The organism is Nocardia sp. NPDC050712, assembly GCF_040654295.1.
In the GTDB taxonomy this organism is placed as follows: Bacteria; Actinomycetota; Actinomycetes; order Mycobacteriales; family Mycobacteriaceae; genus Nocardia.
Genome location: NZ_JBFAHT010000002.1, coordinates 1,249,384 through 1,265,699, shown reverse-complemented (window position 1 = coordinate 1,265,699; position 16,316 = coordinate 1,249,384). Strand labels below are relative to the sequence as shown.

Below are 16,316 nucleotides of genomic sequence, written 5' to 3'. Positions count from 1 at the left end.
ACTGGTCGCCGAGCCCGGACCGCCGTGCCGATTCGAGTTCCGGTGGTGCAGCAGCGGATCCGGGATCGAACGGTTCAGCTGCCGGAGCTTCGAGTCCACCCGGCTGCCAGGACCGCGGCCTGCAACGCGTCCAGGCCGAACGCGTCGACCGGGCCCAGCGCGCCGGTGCCGAGTAGTCCACCGTCCAACGCGGTCCGAGCCGCCCACGCCAGGATCGCCGCGGTGAAATCGTAGGGATCGCCACCGGCGAGGGTGACGTTCGCCAGCGTCTGTCCGGCGGCGTCGCGCGCTTCGGCGACGGCCCAGGATCGCGTGCGGTTTCGCGCCTCGGCACCCGGACCGCCGGTGGAGCCCTTGACGATTCGGGCCAGCGCACCGTCGAGCCCGCGCTTGACCACGGGGATCCGCGCGACACCCGCGGTCAACCGCGATCCGGCCTGCAACCCCTGCGCCGCCAGCGGCGGCAAACCGAGGAAGACGTCGACCTCGCGCAGGTCCGGGTAGGAACGCGTCAGCGCGAAATGCTCCGAGCCGGGGATCGACACACCGGTGCGGGCAGAGCCTGCGACATCGAAGGAGCGCACCCGCGCCCCGGTCCGCTCGGTGACAACCCGTCCGCCGCGCAGCGCGAAGCCGGATTCGAACAGCATCCCGGCCATCGAGGCGCGCGTGCCGCCGCTGGTGCCCGGACTCCGCATGAAGTAGCCGACGTCGGCGGCCACGGCGGTGGGTGCGTCCCGCAGCGCCAGCCCGGCGGCCAGATTGCCCGGCACATAGTCGAATCCGAACGCGGTCAACAGCGCCGACCCGGCCGCGCGGGCCTGGTGATCCCGCTCGAAAACGGTTCGTATGAACGGACCTTCGCCGGTGGAGTCGATGTAGTGGGCGCCCGCCGCCAGCGCCGCCTCCAGCGCCGCCGCGCCGTGCCGCAAGAACGGCCCGACCGTGGTGACGAGGACATCGCCGGGATCGAGCAGCGCCCGCACCGACGCGGGATCGCTGACATCGGCGACCGCGGTCCGCACGCCGCCGAGGTCGGCGGCGAGTTTCGCCAGCGCTGTGGCATTACGCCCGGCCAGCACCGGTGCGGCGCCGCCCGCGACAAGAACTTCGGCGGTCAATCGACCGGTATACCCGGTCGCCCCGAACACTACGATCTTCGGCATCGCCGTCCTACCTGCTTCTGCTCGTCGTTGGACATGTCTAGCACGTCAGGTATTGAGACACATAGTCATTCACTCTCTTATCGTGCACTCCGGCACCGGTATGTCGAACCACTTGCCACTCCGCCACTAATGCGAGACACTTTGTCTCGTATTGAGTTGAGGCAGGAGCGTTCCGGTATGGCTGCGAGATCGGCGGGGACACCACCCCCGGGGCCCCGCCCTGGGCGCACTCGCAGTGAGACCGCGCGGCGCGCGATTCTGGAAGCGACCCGGGACCAGCTGGCCGAGCACGGTTACGACAAGCTGTCGATCGACCGCGTCGCCGCGGCCGCCGGAGTCGGCAAGCAGACCGTCTACCGCTGGTATCCGTCCAAGAGCGCACTGGTGGCCGAAGGCATCCTGCTCGGCTATGTCTTCAGTCCCGGCATCGATATCCAGGACAGCGGCGACGTCCGCCGCGACATCACCGCCTGGGCGCGGGCGTTCGCCGACTACAGCGTCGAACCCGGAGCGGCGGCACTCGTGCGGGCCGCGACCGCCGCCACCGCGGAAGACGCCGACGTCGCCGCCCGGTTCCAGGAGCAGATCACCGGTGCGACGCAGGCCGCACTGGCCGGACGCCTGCGCCGCGGCGTGGACGCCGGTCAGCTGACACCGGGAGCGCCGGTGGACACCGCCGCCGAAACCATTGTGGGCGCGCTGATCTACCGGATCCTCACCCGGCAGGCCCTGTCCCCGGCGTTCGTCGCCGAACTCGTCGACACCGTGTTCCAGGGCATCCAAGCCTGATCCCAAATATTCACTAGGAGTCTCGTATGTCTGACAGTGCAGCGGCACAACGTGATCGAAGCGTCGTGGTGGTGATCGGCGCGGGCGGAATGGGCGTGGCCATCGCCCGCAGGCAGGGTGCCGGTCGCCGCCTGGTCTTGGCCGACTTCGATGAGGTGGCCCTGCAACGCGCGGGTACCGACTTGCGCGGTGAGGGTTTCGATGTCGCGACCCACGTGGTCGATGTGTCCTCGCGCGCATCGGTCGCCGCGCTCGCCACCGCGGCTTCGATGGACGGGCGGGTGGCAGAGGTCATCCACACCGCGGGGCTGTCGCCGGTGCAGGCGCCGGTCGCCGCCATCGTGGCGGTCGATCTCCTGGGCGTCGCTCTCGTGCTCGAAGAGTTCGGTGCGGTCATCTCCCCCGGCGGTGCGGCAGTGGTCATTTCGAGCATGGCCGCCTACGGGGCTGCCCTCGACCCGCAGATCGAACAGCAACTCGCCGTCGTCGCGCCCGAGGAGTTGCGCGAGCTGCCGATCGTCAGCGGCCTCACCGACCGGGGCGCTGCCTACAGCGTGTCCAAGCGCGGCAATCAGCTCCGCGTGCAGGCGGCGAGCACCCGGTGGGGTGCGCGCGGTGCCCGGGTCAACAGCGTCAGTCCCGGCGTCATCGCCACTGCCATGGGCCAGCGGGAACTGGACGGCGAACACGGCGACATCATGCGGGCGATGATCGCCGGCTCCGGCACCGGACGGGTCGGCACCGCCGCCGACATCGCGGACGCGGTCGCTTTCCTGCTCGGCCCGGCCGCCTCGTTCATCACCGGCACCGACCTGCTCGTCGACGGTGGCGTAATCGCCATGCAGCGCGCGAGTTAGTCCAGACGCGAACGACTCCCCCGCAGGCCGAGTCAGCCGGTACCGGGCTCCTGCCCGGGCCGAATCGGACCCGCCTGTCTACGCTGCGCGAGTGACTGTTGCGGGACTGCTGCTGGCCGCCGGAGCCGGGCGGCGGTACGGGATGCCCAAGGCGCTGGTGCGTCATCGCGGGCTGTTGTTCGTCGAGCGCGCGGCCGAGGTGCTGCGCGCGGGCGGGTGCGAACCGGTGGTGGTCGTGCTCGGCGCGCGGGCCGCGGAGGTGCGCGCGGCCGCGACGCTCACCGGAGCCCTCGTGGTCGACAATCCGGACTGGGCCTCCGGCATGGGATCGTCGGTGCGGGTAGGGCTTTCGGCGCTCGGCGACTGCACGGCGGTGGTCGTGCTGCCGGTCGATACGCCAGGCGTCACCCCCGCTGCCGTGGACCGGCTGGTGCGGTTGGCAACGCCCTCGGCCCTCGCGCGCGCCACCTACGACGACGTTCCCGGACATCCGGTGCTGCTCGGCCGCGATCACTGGGCCGAGGTCGCGGAGCTGGCCGTCGGTGACGAAGGGGCGCGGCCCTATCTCGCACGGCAGCGCGTCCAGCCGGTGCCGTGCGGGGACGTGGCAGTCGGTACCGATGTCGACCGGCCCGAGGAACTGCCGAGCCAGGAACCGGATTACTAGACCTGCCACCGCACCGCGTGCTGCGGGCTCGGTGAGTCGTGCCGCAGTGGCGATTTCACTATTCTCTCTAAATGAGAATGCTATATTCACTCCCGGCAATCTAGATTCTTCAGCTGCGGAGTCACCCATGCGCACCATCCCTCCCGCCCTGGTCGAACGGTACGAGAGCGAGGGGTGGTGGACTCGGGACACCATCGGCGACATGCTGGCCCGCGGTCTCGAGGCCGCCCCGGACACGAGGTTCTGTGTGCACTCCGCGGACCGGCCGTGGTCCGGAACGTTCCGCGAGGTCGAGTTGGTGGCGCGGCGGCTGGCGGCCGGGTTGCGTGCGCGCGGGGTCCAGCCGGGCGATGTGGTCGCGTTCCAGCTACCGAACTGGATGGAGGCGGCCGCGACCTTCTGGGCGGCCTCGTTCCTCGGCGCGGTCGTGGTCCCGATCGTGCACATCTACGGCAGCCGCGAGGTGCGCTACATCTTGGAGTCGGTGCGGCCGCGGGTGTTCGTGACCGCGGAACGGTTCGGCACGTTGGTATTTCACGAGGATCTGAGTGCCGGGGTGCCCATTGTCGGCGTGGTCGGCCGGGATTTCGAGGACTTGCTGGCCGCCGAGCCGATGGCCGGGGTGGCGCGGGTGGACCCACGCGCGCCGGCCCTGTACGCGTTCACCTCGGGCACCACCCGGGCGCCGAAGGGCGTGGTGCACTCCCATCAGACGATGGGATGCGAGACCCGGCAGCTGGCGGCGCACTATCCGGCCGATCTGGGTCCGCAGCTCACCGCCGCGCCGGTGGGGCACTTCATCGGCATGGTGAACGGGCTGCTGATTCCCGTCCTCGACGGTGTCGCGGTGAATCTCGTCGATCGCTGGGATCCCGCACTGATCCTGGAACTGATGCGCACGCACGGAGCCACTGTCGGCGGCGGCGTGCCGTATTACATGACCAGCCTGATCGACCACCCGCACTTCACCGCCGAGCATCTGCGCTACATGAAGTACGCGGGCATGGGCGGCGCCCCGGTCCCGGCGTCGGTCACCGAACGGCTCACCGCACTGGGCATCACGGTGTACCGCGCGTACGGCAGCACCGAGCATCCCTCGATCACCGGATCCCTGTGCACCGCACCGGAAGCCAAGCGGCTCTATACCGACGGCACCACCCAGCCCGGGGTGGAGATCCGGCTCACCGACGAGGGTGAGATCGTGAGCCGCGGCCCGGATCTGTGTCTCGGCTACACCGACGACGCTCTCACCGCCGCGGCCTTCGACGCGGAGGGCTGGTACCACACCGGCGATATCGGATTCCTGGACGCGGACGGCTACCTGACCATCTCGGACCGCAAGTCCGACATGATCATTCGCGGCGGCGAGAACATCAGCGCGCTCGAGGTCGAGGAGGTGCTGCTGAGTCTCCGGGGCGTCGCCGAGGCGGCAGCGGTGGCCGCACCCGACGCGCGCCTGGGTGAGCATGTGGCGGCGGTCGTCCGCCTGCATCCGGGTGCACACCCGCCCTCGCTGGAGGACCTGCGGGCCCACTTCGCCGAAGCCGGTCTGGCGAAGCAGAAGTGGCCCGAGGAGATCCATCTCGTCACCGATTTCCCGCGCACCGGGAGTGGCAAGGTGCAGAAGTTCCGGGTTCGGCAGAACCTGCGGTGATTCAGCGGCCCCGCCACCGCGGCGGGCGCTTGCCCGCGAAGGCGCTGGGCCCCTCCTGCGCGTCGGCGCTGTGATAGCAGAGCTCGGAGGCGTGGCGGGCGGCTCGCAGCGCCGCGGATCGCCCCATTTCGGTGGCGAGCATGACGGTTTCGCGGGCGGCCCGCACCGAGAGCGGCGCGCCCTCGAGGATCTCGCGCGCCAATTCCAGAGCGGCATCGAGCAATTCGCCGGGTTCGGCGAGCCGATTCACCAGGCCGATCTCGTAGGCGCGCTGAGCGGTGACCGGTTTGCCGGTGAGCAGCAACTCCATCATGACGCGCTGCGGAATCATGTGGATCAGCGGCGCCGCCCAGGGCGAACTGCGTCCCACCCGCACCTCGGTGATCGCGAAGCGCGCACTGGTGCTCGCCACACACAGGTCACAGGCCTGCGCGATCATCCAGCCGCCGGCGAAAGCGACGCCGTTGACGGCCGCGATCGTCGGCTTGGACAGTTCGATGGTGTCGTAGGGCAGCGGGAACATATCGCGGGGCGGCACCGTCAACCCGGTCTCGACCATCTCTTCGAGATCACCGCCCGCGCAGAAGGCCCGCTCCCCCGCGCCGGTGAGAATGGCGACGCGCAACCGCGGATCGCGCTCGAAACGATCCCAGGCGGCGTACAAGCCCGCGCGCACATCCGGGGCCAGGCAGTTGTGCCGCTCCGGACGATTCAGCGTGAGGACGGCGATGCCGTCCGGGCGCGCGTCGAACAGCACCGCGTCGTTCATCAGAAACCTCTCCGCGCGATGGCGTGCGCCGCCCGCGCCAGCTCGTCTCGGAAGACCGGATGGGCTATCGCAATTAGCCGGCGAGCCCGTTCGGCCAGATCGCGTCCGGTCAGTTCGGCCGCCCCGAACTCGGTGACGACCACGTCCACCTCGCTGCGCGCGGTGGACACCGGGCCCGACAGCGTGGCGGTAATCCGGCTCACCGCCCCGCCTTTCGCCGTCGAAGGCAGCACGATGAGCGCGTGACCGCCCGGTGAGCGCGCGCCGCCGCGCACGAAATCCACTTGGCCGCCGGTCCCGCCCAGATAGGCGGCGCCGCTCTGTTCGGCGTTGACCTGACCGCCGAGATCGACCTCGATCGCCGAGTTGATCGTCACCAGCCGCTCCAGCCGGCCGAGCACGGCGGCGTCATGGGTATAGGACGTGGGGCACATGCGGATACCGGTATTCCGGTGCGCGAACTCGTAGAGCCGCCGCGTCCCGATGAGCGCGCCGGTCACCGACACGCCCCTGTCGATGCTCTTGCGCGCGTTGGTGAGAACACCCGCCTCGACCAGATCGACGATCCCGTCGCCGACCATCCCCGAGTGCACGCCGAGATCCTCGCGGTCGAGCAGCATCGGCAGGACGGCATCCGGCACCGCGCCTACGCCGGTCTGCAAGACCGCGCCGTCGCCGATGTAGTCCGCGGCGAAACGCGCTATGGCAATGTCGGTTTCGCTGGCACGCGCGGGCGGCAGCTGCACCGGCGGCCGAGAGACGCGCACACCGACGTCGATCTCGGCGCTGGACAACCTCGCGCCGAAGGTGTGCGGCACCTGCTCGTTGATCTCGGCCACCACGATTCGTGCCGCCGCTACGGCCGACGCCACGTAGTCGCTGACGAGTCCGAAGCTGTGATTGCCTTCGGCGTCCGCCGGTCCGACCTGCACGAAAGCGACGTCACATCCGAGTTGCCCGGCTTCGATCATCGGCCCGATCCGGCTCACGTGACACGGAATCACTTGCAGCGCATGGGCCTTCGCCATCGCACGCAGCGTCCCGATCGCGCCCATGCTGGACAGCGCGAAACTCCCGGACGTCTCCGGGGTGAACAGGCCCGAGAAGCTGGTGGCGGTGAAGACGGACAGGTCACCGATCTCCCGACCCTGCGCGATCAGGGCTTCGATCAGGGTCGTCGGCTCTCCGCACGCCTGACCGACGACTATCCGGTCTCCCGCGCGCAGAAACGCACCGAGCTCGGCGGGATCCTCGAGAATCTTCACGATTCCCGCTGCCGCGCAGTCGGCTTCACCGCGTCGGCGGCGGGCCAGCCGTCGTCCGCCCGCAGCGCGGCGCCGACCCGCGCGGTGTCCGCGCCGAGCCGAGGCGCCGGCCCGGCCACCGCGCCGGGTGTCCGCGAGAACCAGGCGGGCATCCCGGGAAACCGCACCGGGCCGTTCGGGCTCTCGACCGTCTCGAAGAATCCCACCGCGTTCAGATGCGCGTTGCCGAACAGGTCGCCGAGGGCACGGACCGGCGCGGCCGGAATATCCAGGGCGTGCAGCAGATCCAGCCACTCCTGGGTCGTGCGCTCGGCGAATGTCGCGCCCAGCAGGGCGTATACGGCGTCGATCCGCTGCGCGCGCTGCGCCAGGGTCGCGAATTCCGCACCCGCCCAGGCGGGTTGGACCGCCGCCACGAACGCCGCCCACTGCTTGTCGTTGTAGACCAGCACGGAGATGTAGCCGTCCCGGGTCCGATACGGTTTGCGGTCGGGAGCGACCGCGCGGGGGTAGACCGCGGGGCCGAGCGGCGGGTCGAACATCGCGCCGTTGGCGTGTTCCACCAGCATGAACGCCGCCATGGTCTCGAACATGGCGACCTCCACCTCCTGCCCCTCACCGGTCCGCTCGCGGTGGAACAGCGCCATGACGGTGGCCCACAGCGCGGTCAGCCCCGCCACCTTGTCGGCGATGATGGTCCCGGCATAGCCGGGCGCGCCGGTCAATTGCTGCTGCGCGTACGGCAGACCGCACTCGGCCTGGATGGTGTCGTCGTAGGCGGCGCGCTGCGCGTCGGGGCCGCGGCGGCCGTAGCCGTAGCAATTGGTGTAGACGATCGCGGGATTCACCGCGGCGACCTCCGGGTAGGCGAAGCCGAGGTCGGCGATCGCCCGGCCGCGCATGGAGTGGATGAAGACATCCGCGTGCCCGAGCAGATCACGCAGTGCGCCCGCGCCTTCCGGGCTCCGCAGATCGAGCACCACGCTGCGTTTGCCGCGATTCACGTTGACGAAGACTCCCCCGAGCCCGGGTTCGGGCCCGACCGAGATGTAGCGGGTGTTGTCCCCGGCCGGCGGTTCGATCTTGATCACGTCGGCGCCCATGTCGGCCATGATCTGAGTGCAGTACGGCCCCATGACCATTGCCGTCAGATCGACCACGCGCACCCCGGTCAACGGGCCCGAATGCCTCATCTGCCTCCGCTCCAGCGCTCTGTGCCGTTGGCGGTCACATTATCTGATTAATCCTTGCAAGGATAGTAAAGATACTGATATCAAGGGTGGCGTGGAAAGCAGCAGCGCCGCGGTAGCACCGCGGCCGACGTCCATCGCGACGGTGCTCGACGCCGCACTCGACGCGCATCCCGATGCGCCTGCGGTGGAAGCGGTTTCGGGCGTGTGGTCCTACGCGGAACTGGACGAGCGGGCGCACCGGGCGGCCGGTGCGCTGTGGTCGCTCGGCGTGCGGCCCGGCGACCGGGTCGCGGCATGCCTGCCCAACGATCTCGACATCGTCGCGGCTTTCCATGGCGCACAACGGATCGGGGCGATCTGGGCGGGCATCGGCGAGGCCCTGTCCGCGAGCGAGCAGGACGACCTCGCCACCCGCTGCGCACCGAAAGTCGTACTGGCCGGGGCGAACTGCCACCTCGATACCCCCGCATGCCTCGCCCCGGATCGATGGTCCGCTCTTCTGGCGAAGTCCGAAGCGGCCCCGCGCGTGCCACCGCACCTCGATGCTCCCGCCGGAATCGCCTTCACCAGCGGCACGTCCGGACACCCGAAGGCGGTGGTGCACAGCCAGCGCAATCTGCTGCTGCCGGGCGCCGCGCTGGTCGCCACCCGGGGCTGGGGCCCGGAACTGCGCAAGGGCGACAGCTTTCCGCTGACCATCCTCAATCTCATGGTGCTGTCCACCCTGCTCACCGCGCAGGCCGGCGGCTGCGCGGTCCTGATGAACCGGCGCGATGCCGACGGCGTCGCGGACTGGATCTCCGAACACCGCGTCACGGTGTGGAACGGCGCACCCGCGCAGCTCTACGATCTGGCCCGCAAGCCGCGGCGGGATCTCGGTTCGCTGCACGAGGTGTGGAGCGGCGGCAGCGATACGCCCGACAGCGTGCGCACCGCATTCGCCGACGCGCACGGGCTGGTCCCACGCGCGACCTATGGGCTCACGGAAGCACCGACGGTCGTTGCCATCGACCCCACGGGGAACGACTGGCGACCGGGCGCGAGCGGGCGCGTGCTGCCGCAGTACGACGTCGCCGCCTACGACGCGGCGATGAACCGGCTGCCGCGCGGCGAGCTCGGCGAACTGTGTATCGGCCCCGCGACTTCCGGTTCCTGGGCGCATACCTGGACGCCGTCGCCGGGCTACTGGGAGCGCGGCGGCCTCCGACCCGCGGCGCCTGCCCCGTACCCGACCGGAGATATCGGCACCGTCAGCGCGGACGGGTGGCTCAGCGTGCAGGATCGCAAGAAGCAGGTCATCATCCGGGGCGGGGCCAACGTCTATCCCCTCGAGGTGGAACGGGTCATCGGGCGACACCCCGGGGTCACGAAAGTCGCGGTGTGCCCCGCGCCCGACGACCGGCTCGGCGAGCGCGTCGCCGCGCTCGTCGAAAGCCCTGATGCCACCCTGGATTTCGAAGCCCTGGCACGGCGATGCCGGGTCGAGCTGGCCGGGTACAAGGTGCCCGAGATCTGGGCGCGCGTGGACGAGCTGCCCGTCAATGCCATGGGCAAGGTGGATCGCACCCGGCTGCCGGAACTCCTCGCGCGCCTCATCCCAGGGAGCCGGTCATGAGCGGCGCGCACCTCTTCGACCTGGACGGCCGGGTCGCCATCGTGACCGGCGCCTCCTCGGGCCTCGGCGCGGCCGTCGCCCGCGCCCTGGCCGGATTGGGCGCTCGCGTCGCGCTGGTGGCCCGGCGGGCCGATCGTTTGGCGGAGTTGGCGAAGGAGATCGACGGTGCCGCCGTGCCCTGCGACCTGTCCGATCCCGCGGGCATCGCCGCGATCGTGCCCGCGGTCGCCGACGCGCTGGGCTCGCCGGAGATCCTGATCAATGCCGCCGGAAACCGCTTCTCCACTGCCCGCGCCGAATTCGAGACTCCGGACGAGATCCGCCGCACCGTCGAGCTGAACCTGCTGGCGCCCCTGTTCCTGGCGCAGCAGGTCTTTCCGCGGATGCGCGCCACCGGACGCGGCGCGATCGTCAATGTCTCGTCCATCTCCGGCCGGGTCGGTATGCCCGGGATTCCGCAGGCGTCCTACGCGGCCAGCAAGGCGGGACTCTCGGGCCTGACCACGGAACTGGCGGTGCAGTGGGCGCGGCACCGCATCCGGGTCAACACGGTCGCGCCCGGCTTCTTCCGCAGCGAGATCACCGACAGCCTCTACGACAGCGCCCGCGGCAGCGAGTACCTGCGCCGCAACATCCCGCTACCCGAGCAGGCAACGGCACAGGACATGGTCGGCGCGATCGTCTGGCTCGCCGGCGACGCCGCGAGCTATGTGACCGGCCAGACCATCGTCGTCGACGGCGGCTGGACCGCCCGCTGAAAGGAATTGACCACATGTTTTCCGCACTTCTCGTCGAACAGGGCGACACCGGGCAATCGGTGGCGCTGACCAGCGTGGACGAGGCACGGCTGCCGGAGGGCACCGTCACCCTCGAGGTGGCGTACTCCACGCTCAATTACAAAGACGCGCTGGCCATTACCGGAACGTCGCCGGTCCTGCGCAAGTATCCGATGGTCCCGGGCATCGACCTGGCGGGCACCGTCACCGCGAGCACCCATCCGGAGTGGTCGCCGGGCGATCACGCGGTCCTCAACGGCTGGGGCGTCGGCGAAAGCCACTGGGGCGGCCTGGCACAGCGGGCCCGGGTCGACGGCGACTGGCTGGTGCCGCTGCCCGTCGCGTTCACCGCCCGGCAGGCGATGGCGATCGGCACCGCCGGGTATACCGCCGCGCTCTGCGTCGAGGCGCTGCTGGCGCACGGGGTGCGGCCGGATCAGGGCGAGGTGCTGGTCACCGGGGCGACCGGCGGCGTGGGCAGCGTGGCCATCGCGCTGCTGGCCGCGCGCGGGTTCACCGTGGCCGCGGCCACCGGCAAGACCGCCGAGGCCGAGTATCTACACGGGCTCGGCGCGGCCGGTGTGGTGGATCGCGCCGAACTCGCCGCGCGCGGTAAAGCGCTGCAGAAGGAGCGCTGGGCCGGTGTCGTCGACGCGGCGGGCAGTCACACCCTGGCCAATGCCTGTGCCCAGACTCGCTACGGCGGCGCGGTAGCCGCGTGCGGTCTGGCCCAGGGCATGGACTTCCCGGGCACCGTCGCCCCGTTCATCCTGCGCGGGGTGACCCTGATCGGCATCGACAGCGTCATGGCCGCCCGGCAGCGCCGCACCGCCGCCTGGGCCCGGCTGGCCGAGGACCTGAAACCCGGAGCGCTCGAGTCGATTACGCGCGAGGTCGGGTTGGCCGAGTCGATCGCGGCCGCGCAGGAGCTGATGGCCGGCACCGTGCGCGGCCGCATCGTCGTCGACGTCAATCGATAAGCAGGAGACGCAGTGAGCAAGAAGACCACAACATCCGAGACCGTCGAACTCGACCTCTCCGATGTCGAACCCCGGGTCGGCCGGCCGGTCGGCGGCGGGCAGCTGTGGGAGCCGTGCAGCGCCTCCGATATCCGGCGCTGGGCCATGGCGATGGACTACCCCAACCCGCTGCACTGGGATCAGCGCTTCGCCCGCGACTCCCGCTACGGCGGCCTGGTCGCACCGCAATCCATGGCCGTCGCACTGGATTACGGGCACGGGTGCGCACCTGCCTGTGTCGGCCGGATCCCGGGCAGCCATCTCATCTTCGCCGGTGAGGAGTGGTGGTTCTACGGGGCTCCGGTGCGGCCCGGCGACCAGCTCTTCCAGGAGCGCCGCTTCCACGACTACAAGGTGGCGGAGACGAAATTCGCCGGGCCGACACTGTTCTCGCGCGGCGACACCACCCACCGCAACCAGCACGGCACCCTGGTCGCCCGCGAAAGGTCCACCACCATCCGCTATCTCGCGGAGGAGGCCCGCAAACGCGGCATGTACGACAAGCAGGCCGGGGAGTTGAAGTCCTGGACGCCCGCGGAGCTCGACGCGGTGCACGCCCTGCGCACCGAATGGCTGATGTCCAACCGGCAGGGTATCTCCCCGCGCTTCGAGGAGGTGAAGATCGGGGACACGTTGCCGCGCCGGGTGATCGGACCGCACAGCATCGCCAGCTTCACCACCGAGTACCGGGCCTTCCTGTTCAACATCTGGGGCACGTTCGAATGGGTGACGCCCGCCGGGGTCGAGGATCCGTGGGTGTATCAGGATCCGGGCTGGATCGAGGGCTTCGCCTTCGACGAAGAGGGCGCGATGATCGATCCGCGCAAGCGGGACGGGCTCTACGTCGGGCCGTCGCGCGGCCATACCGACAACGCGAAGGCCGACGAGGTCGGCATGGCGCGCGCCTACGGCTACGGCGCGACCATGGGCGCGTGGTGCACCGACTATCTGGCCTATTGGGCGGGCACCGACGGCTTCGTGCGCCACATCAAATCGGACTTCCGGCTGCCCTCCTTCGAGGGCGATGTGACCTACTTCGATGCCGAGATCGTCGGTAAACAAGCGCTGTCGACGTGGGGCGTCCCGGTGGTCGAGGTCAAGCTGCGCCTCACCGATCAGAACGGCGGCGTGCTGGTCGACGCCACCGCCGAAGTCGAGCTGCCATGAGTACCACACCGGCACCGCAGGATTCGATCCTGTCCGGTCCGCCGCTGGACAGCGAGCCGGGGCTCGGGACGCTCACCCTGCCGGGCTTCCTGCGGGAGGTGACCGAACAGTACGGCGACCGCGAGGCGCTGGTGGCCCGAACCCCAGCCGACATCACGCGATGGAGCTATACCGACCTGTGGGAGCGCTCGGTCGAGGTGGCCCGGGCACTGCACGCGATCGGGCTGGGCAAGGACGGCCGGGTGGGCGTGCTGATGACCAATCGGCCGGAGTGGATCTCGGCGGTCTTCGGCACCGCGCTGGCCGGGGGCGTGGCCGTCACGCTGAGCACCTTTTCCACACCGGCCGAGCTCGATCAACTGCTCCAGACCTCCGGAGTATCGGTGCTGCTGTTCGAACAGCGGGTCCTGACAAGGGATTTCGCGCAGGTACTGACCGAACTGGAACCGCGACTCGGCACCGCCGCGCCCGGCGCACTGCGCTCGGCGCGCTATCCGTTCCTGCGCCACCTCGCCACCGTCGGCGACGCGGGCCCCGCCGTCGACACCTGGGCCGAATTCCTCGCCCGTGGTCACGGCGAACGTCCGGAATCGATCCAGGCGACCGCCGCGACGGTGCGCCCGAGCGATCCGGCCGTACTGTTCTTCTCCTCGGGTTCCACGAGCACCCCGAAGGGAATTCTCAGCGCGCACCGCGGGGTGGCCATCCAGCTGTGGCGGTTCCGGCGCATGTACGGCTTCACTCCGGAAGACGAAGTCCGCGGCTGGTCGGCCAACGGCTTCTTCTGGTCCGGCAATTTCGCGCTGGCGCTGGGCGCGACGCTGGCCTGCGGCGGATCCCTGGTGCTGCAACCGACCTTCGATCCCGCCGAAGCTTTACAGCTGATGCAGGCCGAGCGGGTGAACTTCCCCTTCGCCTGGCCGCACCAGTGGGAGCAGCTCGCGGGCGCGCCCGGCTGGGATCGCGCCGATCTCAGCAGTATGCGCTTCGTGGACGCGCGCAGCCCGTTCGCCCAGCATCCCACCGTCACCTCGCGGTGGACCGAACCCAACCACGCCTACGGCAACACCGAAACCTTCACCATCACCACGTCTTTCCCGGCCGACACCCCCGAGGAGGTGCACGCGGGCAGCAACGGCGTCCCCTTGCCCGGAGTGACGATCAAGATCGCCGACCCGGGCACGGGCGCGGTGCCGGCCCGCGGCGAGAGCGGCGAGATCTGCGTCAAGGCACCGACGCTCATGCTCGGCTACATCGGCATCCCGCGCGACGAGACCCTGGACGCGGACGGGTTCTTCCACACCGGGGACGGCGGCTACCTGGACGCCGACGGCCGCCTGTTCTGGGTCGGCCGCCTCACCGACATCATCAAGACCGGCGGCGCGAACGTCTCCCCTGTCGAAGTCGACGAAGCCCTCGCCGCCTATCCGGGCGTCAAACTCGCGCGCACGGTCGGGGTGCCACACGAGACGCTCGGCGAGGTGGTCGTCGCCTGCGTGGTGGCCCACGACGGCGTCGTGCTGGATGGCGAGCGAATCCGCGCCTTCCTGCGCGAACGGCTCGCCAGCTACAAGGTGCCGCGGCATGTACTGCCGTTCGCCGAGGACGATTTCGCGCTCACCGGCAACGCCAAGATCAAGGCCGCCGAACTGCGCGCCCTGGCCGCGCAGCGGCTCACGACCTGACAATCGAAGGAGAATCCCATGACCAAGCGCGACCTGCCGTACCAGCTCTTCGATGCCGACAATCACCTCTACGAGACCCGGGAGGCACTGACCAAGTTCCTGCCCGACCGCTATCGCGACGCGATCAAATACGTCGAGGTCGACGGCCGGACCAAGATCGCGATCCGGGGGCAGATCAGCAACTACATCCCCAATCCCACTTTCGACGTGGTCGCCCGGCCGGGCGCGATGGAGGACTACTTCAAGCACGGCAACCCCGACGGCAAGAGCATGCGCGACATCTTCGGCAAGCCGATTCCGTCGTCGCCCGCCTTTCGCGAACCCGCGCCGCGCCTGGAGCTCATGGACGAGTTGCAGATCGATCGGGCCCTGATGTTCCCCACCCTGGCCAGCCTGATCGAAGAACGCATGAAGGACGATCCGGAACTCATCCACGCGGTCGTGCACTCGCTCAACCAGTGGCTGCACGAAACCTGGTCCTTCAACTACGCCGATCGCATCTTCACGGTCCCGGTGATCAGCCTGCCGATCGTGGACAAGGCCATCGAGGAGCTGGAATGGGTGGTCGAGCGCGGCGCCCGCGCCATTCTGGTCCGCCCGGCCCCGGTACCCGGCCTGTACGGTCCGCGGTCCTTCGCGGTGCCGGAATTCGACCCGTTCTGGAAGCGCGTGGTCGAACTCGACGTGCTGGTCACCATGCACTCCTCCGACAGCGGCTACGCCCGCCACGCCTCGGAATGGGACGGCGGTTCCCGGGAGATGCTGCCCTTCCAGATCAACACCTTCAAGATGATCAACGAGTGGCAGCCCATCCGTGACGCCATGGCCTCCTGGGTCTGCCACGGCGCGCTGTTCCGGTTCCCGGAGCTGAAGATCGCGGTGATCGAGAACGGCGCGGCCTGGCTACCGGGCCTGCTCGACAGCCTGGCCACCGTCTACAAGAAAGCCCCGCAGGGCTTTCCGAGCGACCCGGTCGAGGCGATCAAGAAGATCCACGTCAGCCCGTTCTGGGAAGAGGACCTGGTGGAGTTGTCGCGGGTCATCGGCGCCGATCATGTGCTGTTCGGATCCGACTACCCGCATCCGGAGGGGCTGGCCGAACCCGCGCGCTACGTGGACGAGATCAAGGACCTGCCGCTCGCGGACCAGAAGTTGATCATGGGTGGCAATCTCGCCCGGCTCTTGAACGTCTGAGCGCGCGCCGCCCTACCGTAGGGCGATAACGCGCGGACGCCCGTTCAGTTCGCCCCGGTAGAAGGTCTCCACCGGGGCGATCGGCACGTCCGGTAGAGCGACGGCCGCCCAGGCCCGCGCCTTGAACGCGCGCGCCGCATAACTCAATCGGTACTCCGTCGCACGAATGCGGGCACCGAACTCCGGCGGCCGCGACGGGCCCCACACGATGATCTCCATCGGTGCCCGCGACAGCTGCCCGAGCACACAATCCCGCACCCGCTCATCGGAGTCGTACAGCTCGCCGGATACCGCGATCGCCTGCGGCGCGAGCTCGCGCACAGCGGCCGCCGGGCTCGCTTCCGGGTCCAGAACGTGCGCCCCGAGGATGCGCAGGGGCCGCGGGTCGGTCGGCGCGGTGAGGACCGTGACATCCCATCCGGCCATGGCGCGGTCGCAGAGCCAGCCGCCGGCGGATCGCACCGTATCGAGGGCACTGGGGGCGAAAACCGCCATCCGAT

Annotated in this window: 15 protein-coding genes; 10 read left to right on the top strand and 5 right to left on the bottom strand. The window is 69.6% G+C overall.

Annotation, left to right across the window (positions count from 1 at the left end; translation table 11 throughout):
- Positions 1 to 74: 74 nt before the first annotated feature.
- Positions 75 to 1,166, bottom strand: coding sequence for a saccharopine dehydrogenase NADP-binding domain-containing protein (locus AB0H76_RS16605; protein ID WP_357323840.1), 1,092 nt, complete (start codon positions 1,164 to 1,166; stop codon positions 75 to 77).
- A gap of 177 nt (positions 1,167 to 1,343) precedes the next feature.
- On the opposite strand from AB0H76_RS16605, the gene AB0H76_RS16600 reads away from it, so the two are divergent.
- From AB0H76_RS16600 to AB0H76_RS16585, 4 genes are all read left to right on the top strand, one after another.
- Complete coding sequence (locus tag AB0H76_RS16600) at positions 1,344 to 1,955, top strand: TetR/AcrR family transcriptional regulator (RefSeq protein ID WP_357323837.1); 612 nt, start codon at positions 1,344 to 1,346, stop codon at positions 1,953 to 1,955.
- Between the two features lie 26 nt (positions 1,956 to 1,981).
- A complete protein-coding gene (locus tag AB0H76_RS16595) occupies positions 1,982 to 2,812 on the top strand; it encodes an SDR family oxidoreductase (RefSeq protein ID WP_357323834.1) in 831 nt (276 codons plus the stop codon).
- 91 nt (positions 2,813 to 2,903) lie between these two features.
- Entirely contained in the window at positions 2,904 to 3,479 is a 576-nt protein-coding gene (locus tag AB0H76_RS16590; protein WP_357323831.1) for a nucleotidyltransferase family protein, read from the top strand.
- Between the two features lie 127 nt (positions 3,480 to 3,606).
- A complete protein-coding gene (locus tag AB0H76_RS16585) occupies positions 3,607 to 5,133 on the top strand; it encodes an AMP-binding protein (RefSeq protein ID WP_357323829.1) in 1,527 nt (508 codons plus the stop codon).
- A gap of 1 nt (position 5,134) precedes the next feature.
- On the opposite strand, the gene AB0H76_RS16580 is transcribed toward AB0H76_RS16585, so the two are convergent.
- Genes AB0H76_RS16580 through AB0H76_RS16570 form a run of 3 tightly spaced genes read right to left on the bottom strand, consistent with a single transcriptional unit; the run spans position 5,135 to position 8,360 of the window.
- A complete protein-coding gene (locus AB0H76_RS16580; protein WP_357323826.1) occupies positions 5,135 to 5,902 on the bottom strand; it encodes an enoyl-CoA hydratase-related protein in 768 nt (255 codons plus the stop codon).
- On the bottom strand, positions 5,902 to 7,167 hold the full coding sequence (locus AB0H76_RS16575) for an acetyl-CoA hydrolase/transferase C-terminal domain-containing protein (protein ID WP_357323824.1): 1,266 nt from the start codon (positions 7,165 to 7,167) through the stop codon (positions 5,902 to 5,904). Before AB0H76_RS16575 ends, AB0H76_RS16580 begins: the two co-directional genes overlap by 1 nt.
- Positions 7,164 to 8,360, bottom strand: a complete 1,197-nt coding sequence (locus AB0H76_RS16570; RefSeq protein ID WP_357323821.1) for a CoA transferase — start codon at positions 8,358 to 8,360, stop codon at positions 7,164 to 7,166. Before AB0H76_RS16570 ends, AB0H76_RS16575 begins: the two co-directional genes overlap by 4 nt.
- A 91-nt stretch (positions 8,361 to 8,451) precedes the next feature.
- Between AB0H76_RS16570 and AB0H76_RS16565 the strand changes: the two genes are divergently transcribed.
- The 6 genes from AB0H76_RS16565 to AB0H76_RS16540 are packed head-to-tail and all read left to right on the top strand — an operon-like array spanning position 8,452 to position 15,816.
- Positions 8,452 to 9,975: a class I adenylate-forming enzyme family protein gene (locus tag AB0H76_RS16565; protein ID WP_357323819.1), complete on the top strand. Its 1,524-nt coding sequence runs from the start codon at positions 8,452 to 8,454 to the stop codon at positions 9,973 to 9,975.
- Positions 9,972 to 10,733 (top strand): SDR family oxidoreductase, encoded by a 762-nt coding sequence (locus AB0H76_RS16560; protein ID WP_357323816.1) that lies wholly within the window; start codon positions 9,972 to 9,974, stop codon positions 10,731 to 10,733. The genes AB0H76_RS16565 and AB0H76_RS16560 overlap by 4 nt, the downstream gene beginning before the upstream one ends.
- A gap of 14 nt (positions 10,734 to 10,747) precedes the next feature.
- Complete coding sequence (locus AB0H76_RS16555) at positions 10,748 to 11,731, top strand: MDR family oxidoreductase (RefSeq protein WP_357323813.1); 984 nt, start codon at positions 10,748 to 10,750, stop codon at positions 11,729 to 11,731.
- A 12-nt stretch (positions 11,732 to 11,743) separates the two neighbouring features.
- Entirely contained in the window at positions 11,744 to 12,937 is a 1,194-nt protein-coding gene (locus tag AB0H76_RS16550; protein ID WP_357323810.1) for a MaoC family dehydratase N-terminal domain-containing protein, read from the top strand.
- A complete protein-coding gene (locus tag AB0H76_RS16545; RefSeq protein ID WP_357323809.1) occupies positions 12,934 to 14,622 on the top strand; it encodes an AMP-binding protein in 1,689 nt (562 codons plus the stop codon). Before AB0H76_RS16550 ends, AB0H76_RS16545 begins: the two co-directional genes overlap by 4 nt.
- 18 nt (positions 14,623 to 14,640) lie before the next feature.
- The gene (locus AB0H76_RS16540) at positions 14,641 to 15,816 is read left to right on the top strand and encodes an amidohydrolase family protein (protein WP_357323807.1); all 1,176 of its coding nucleotides are present in this window, start codon (positions 14,641 to 14,643) and stop codon (positions 15,814 to 15,816) included.
- Positions 15,817 to 15,828: 12 nt separating this feature from the next.
- Here the strand turns inward: AB0H76_RS16540 and AB0H76_RS16535 are convergent, their stop codons facing one another.
- Positions 15,829 to 16,311, bottom strand: coding sequence for a hypothetical protein (locus tag AB0H76_RS16535; protein ID WP_357323804.1), 483 nt, complete (start codon positions 16,309 to 16,311; stop codon positions 15,829 to 15,831).
- Between the last annotated feature and the right edge of the window lie 5 nt (positions 16,312 to 16,316).

Bases quoted from the DNA above. Each gene is read 5' to 3' on its own strand.
- AB0H76_RS16605 (WP_357323840.1), bottom strand. From the start codon at position 1,166: ATGCCGAAGATCGTAGTGTTCGGGGCGACCGGGTATACCGGTCGATTG.
- AB0H76_RS16600 (WP_357323837.1), top strand. From the start codon at position 1,344: ATGGCTGCGAGATCGGCGGGGACACCACCCCCGGGGCCCCGCCCTGGG.
- AB0H76_RS16595 (WP_357323834.1), top strand. From the start codon at position 1,982: ATGTCTGACAGTGCAGCGGCACAACGTGATCGAAGCGTCGTGGTGGTG.
- AB0H76_RS16585 (WP_357323829.1), top strand. From the start codon at position 3,607: ATGCGCACCATCCCTCCCGCCCTGGTCGAACGGTACGAGAGCGAGGGG.
- AB0H76_RS16580 (WP_357323826.1), bottom strand. From the start codon at position 5,902: ATGAACGACGCGGTGCTGTTCGACGCGCGCCCGGACGGCATCGCCGTC.
- AB0H76_RS16570 (WP_357323821.1), bottom strand. From the start codon at position 8,360: ATGAGGCATTCGGGCCCGTTGACCGGGGTGCGCGTGGTCGATCTGACG.
- AB0H76_RS16560 (WP_357323816.1), top strand. From the start codon at position 9,972: ATGAGCGGCGCGCACCTCTTCGACCTGGACGGCCGGGTCGCCATCGTG.
- AB0H76_RS16555 (WP_357323813.1), top strand. From the start codon at position 10,748: ATGTTTTCCGCACTTCTCGTCGAACAGGGCGACACCGGGCAATCGGTG.
- AB0H76_RS16545 (WP_357323809.1), top strand. From the start codon at position 12,934: ATGAGTACCACACCGGCACCGCAGGATTCGATCCTGTCCGGTCCGCCG.
- AB0H76_RS16540 (WP_357323807.1), top strand. From the start codon at position 14,641: ATGACCAAGCGCGACCTGCCGTACCAGCTCTTCGATGCCGACAATCAC.
- AB0H76_RS16535 (WP_357323804.1), bottom strand. From the start codon at position 16,311: ATGGCGGTTTTCGCCCCCAGTGCCCTCGATACGGTGCGATCCGCCGGC.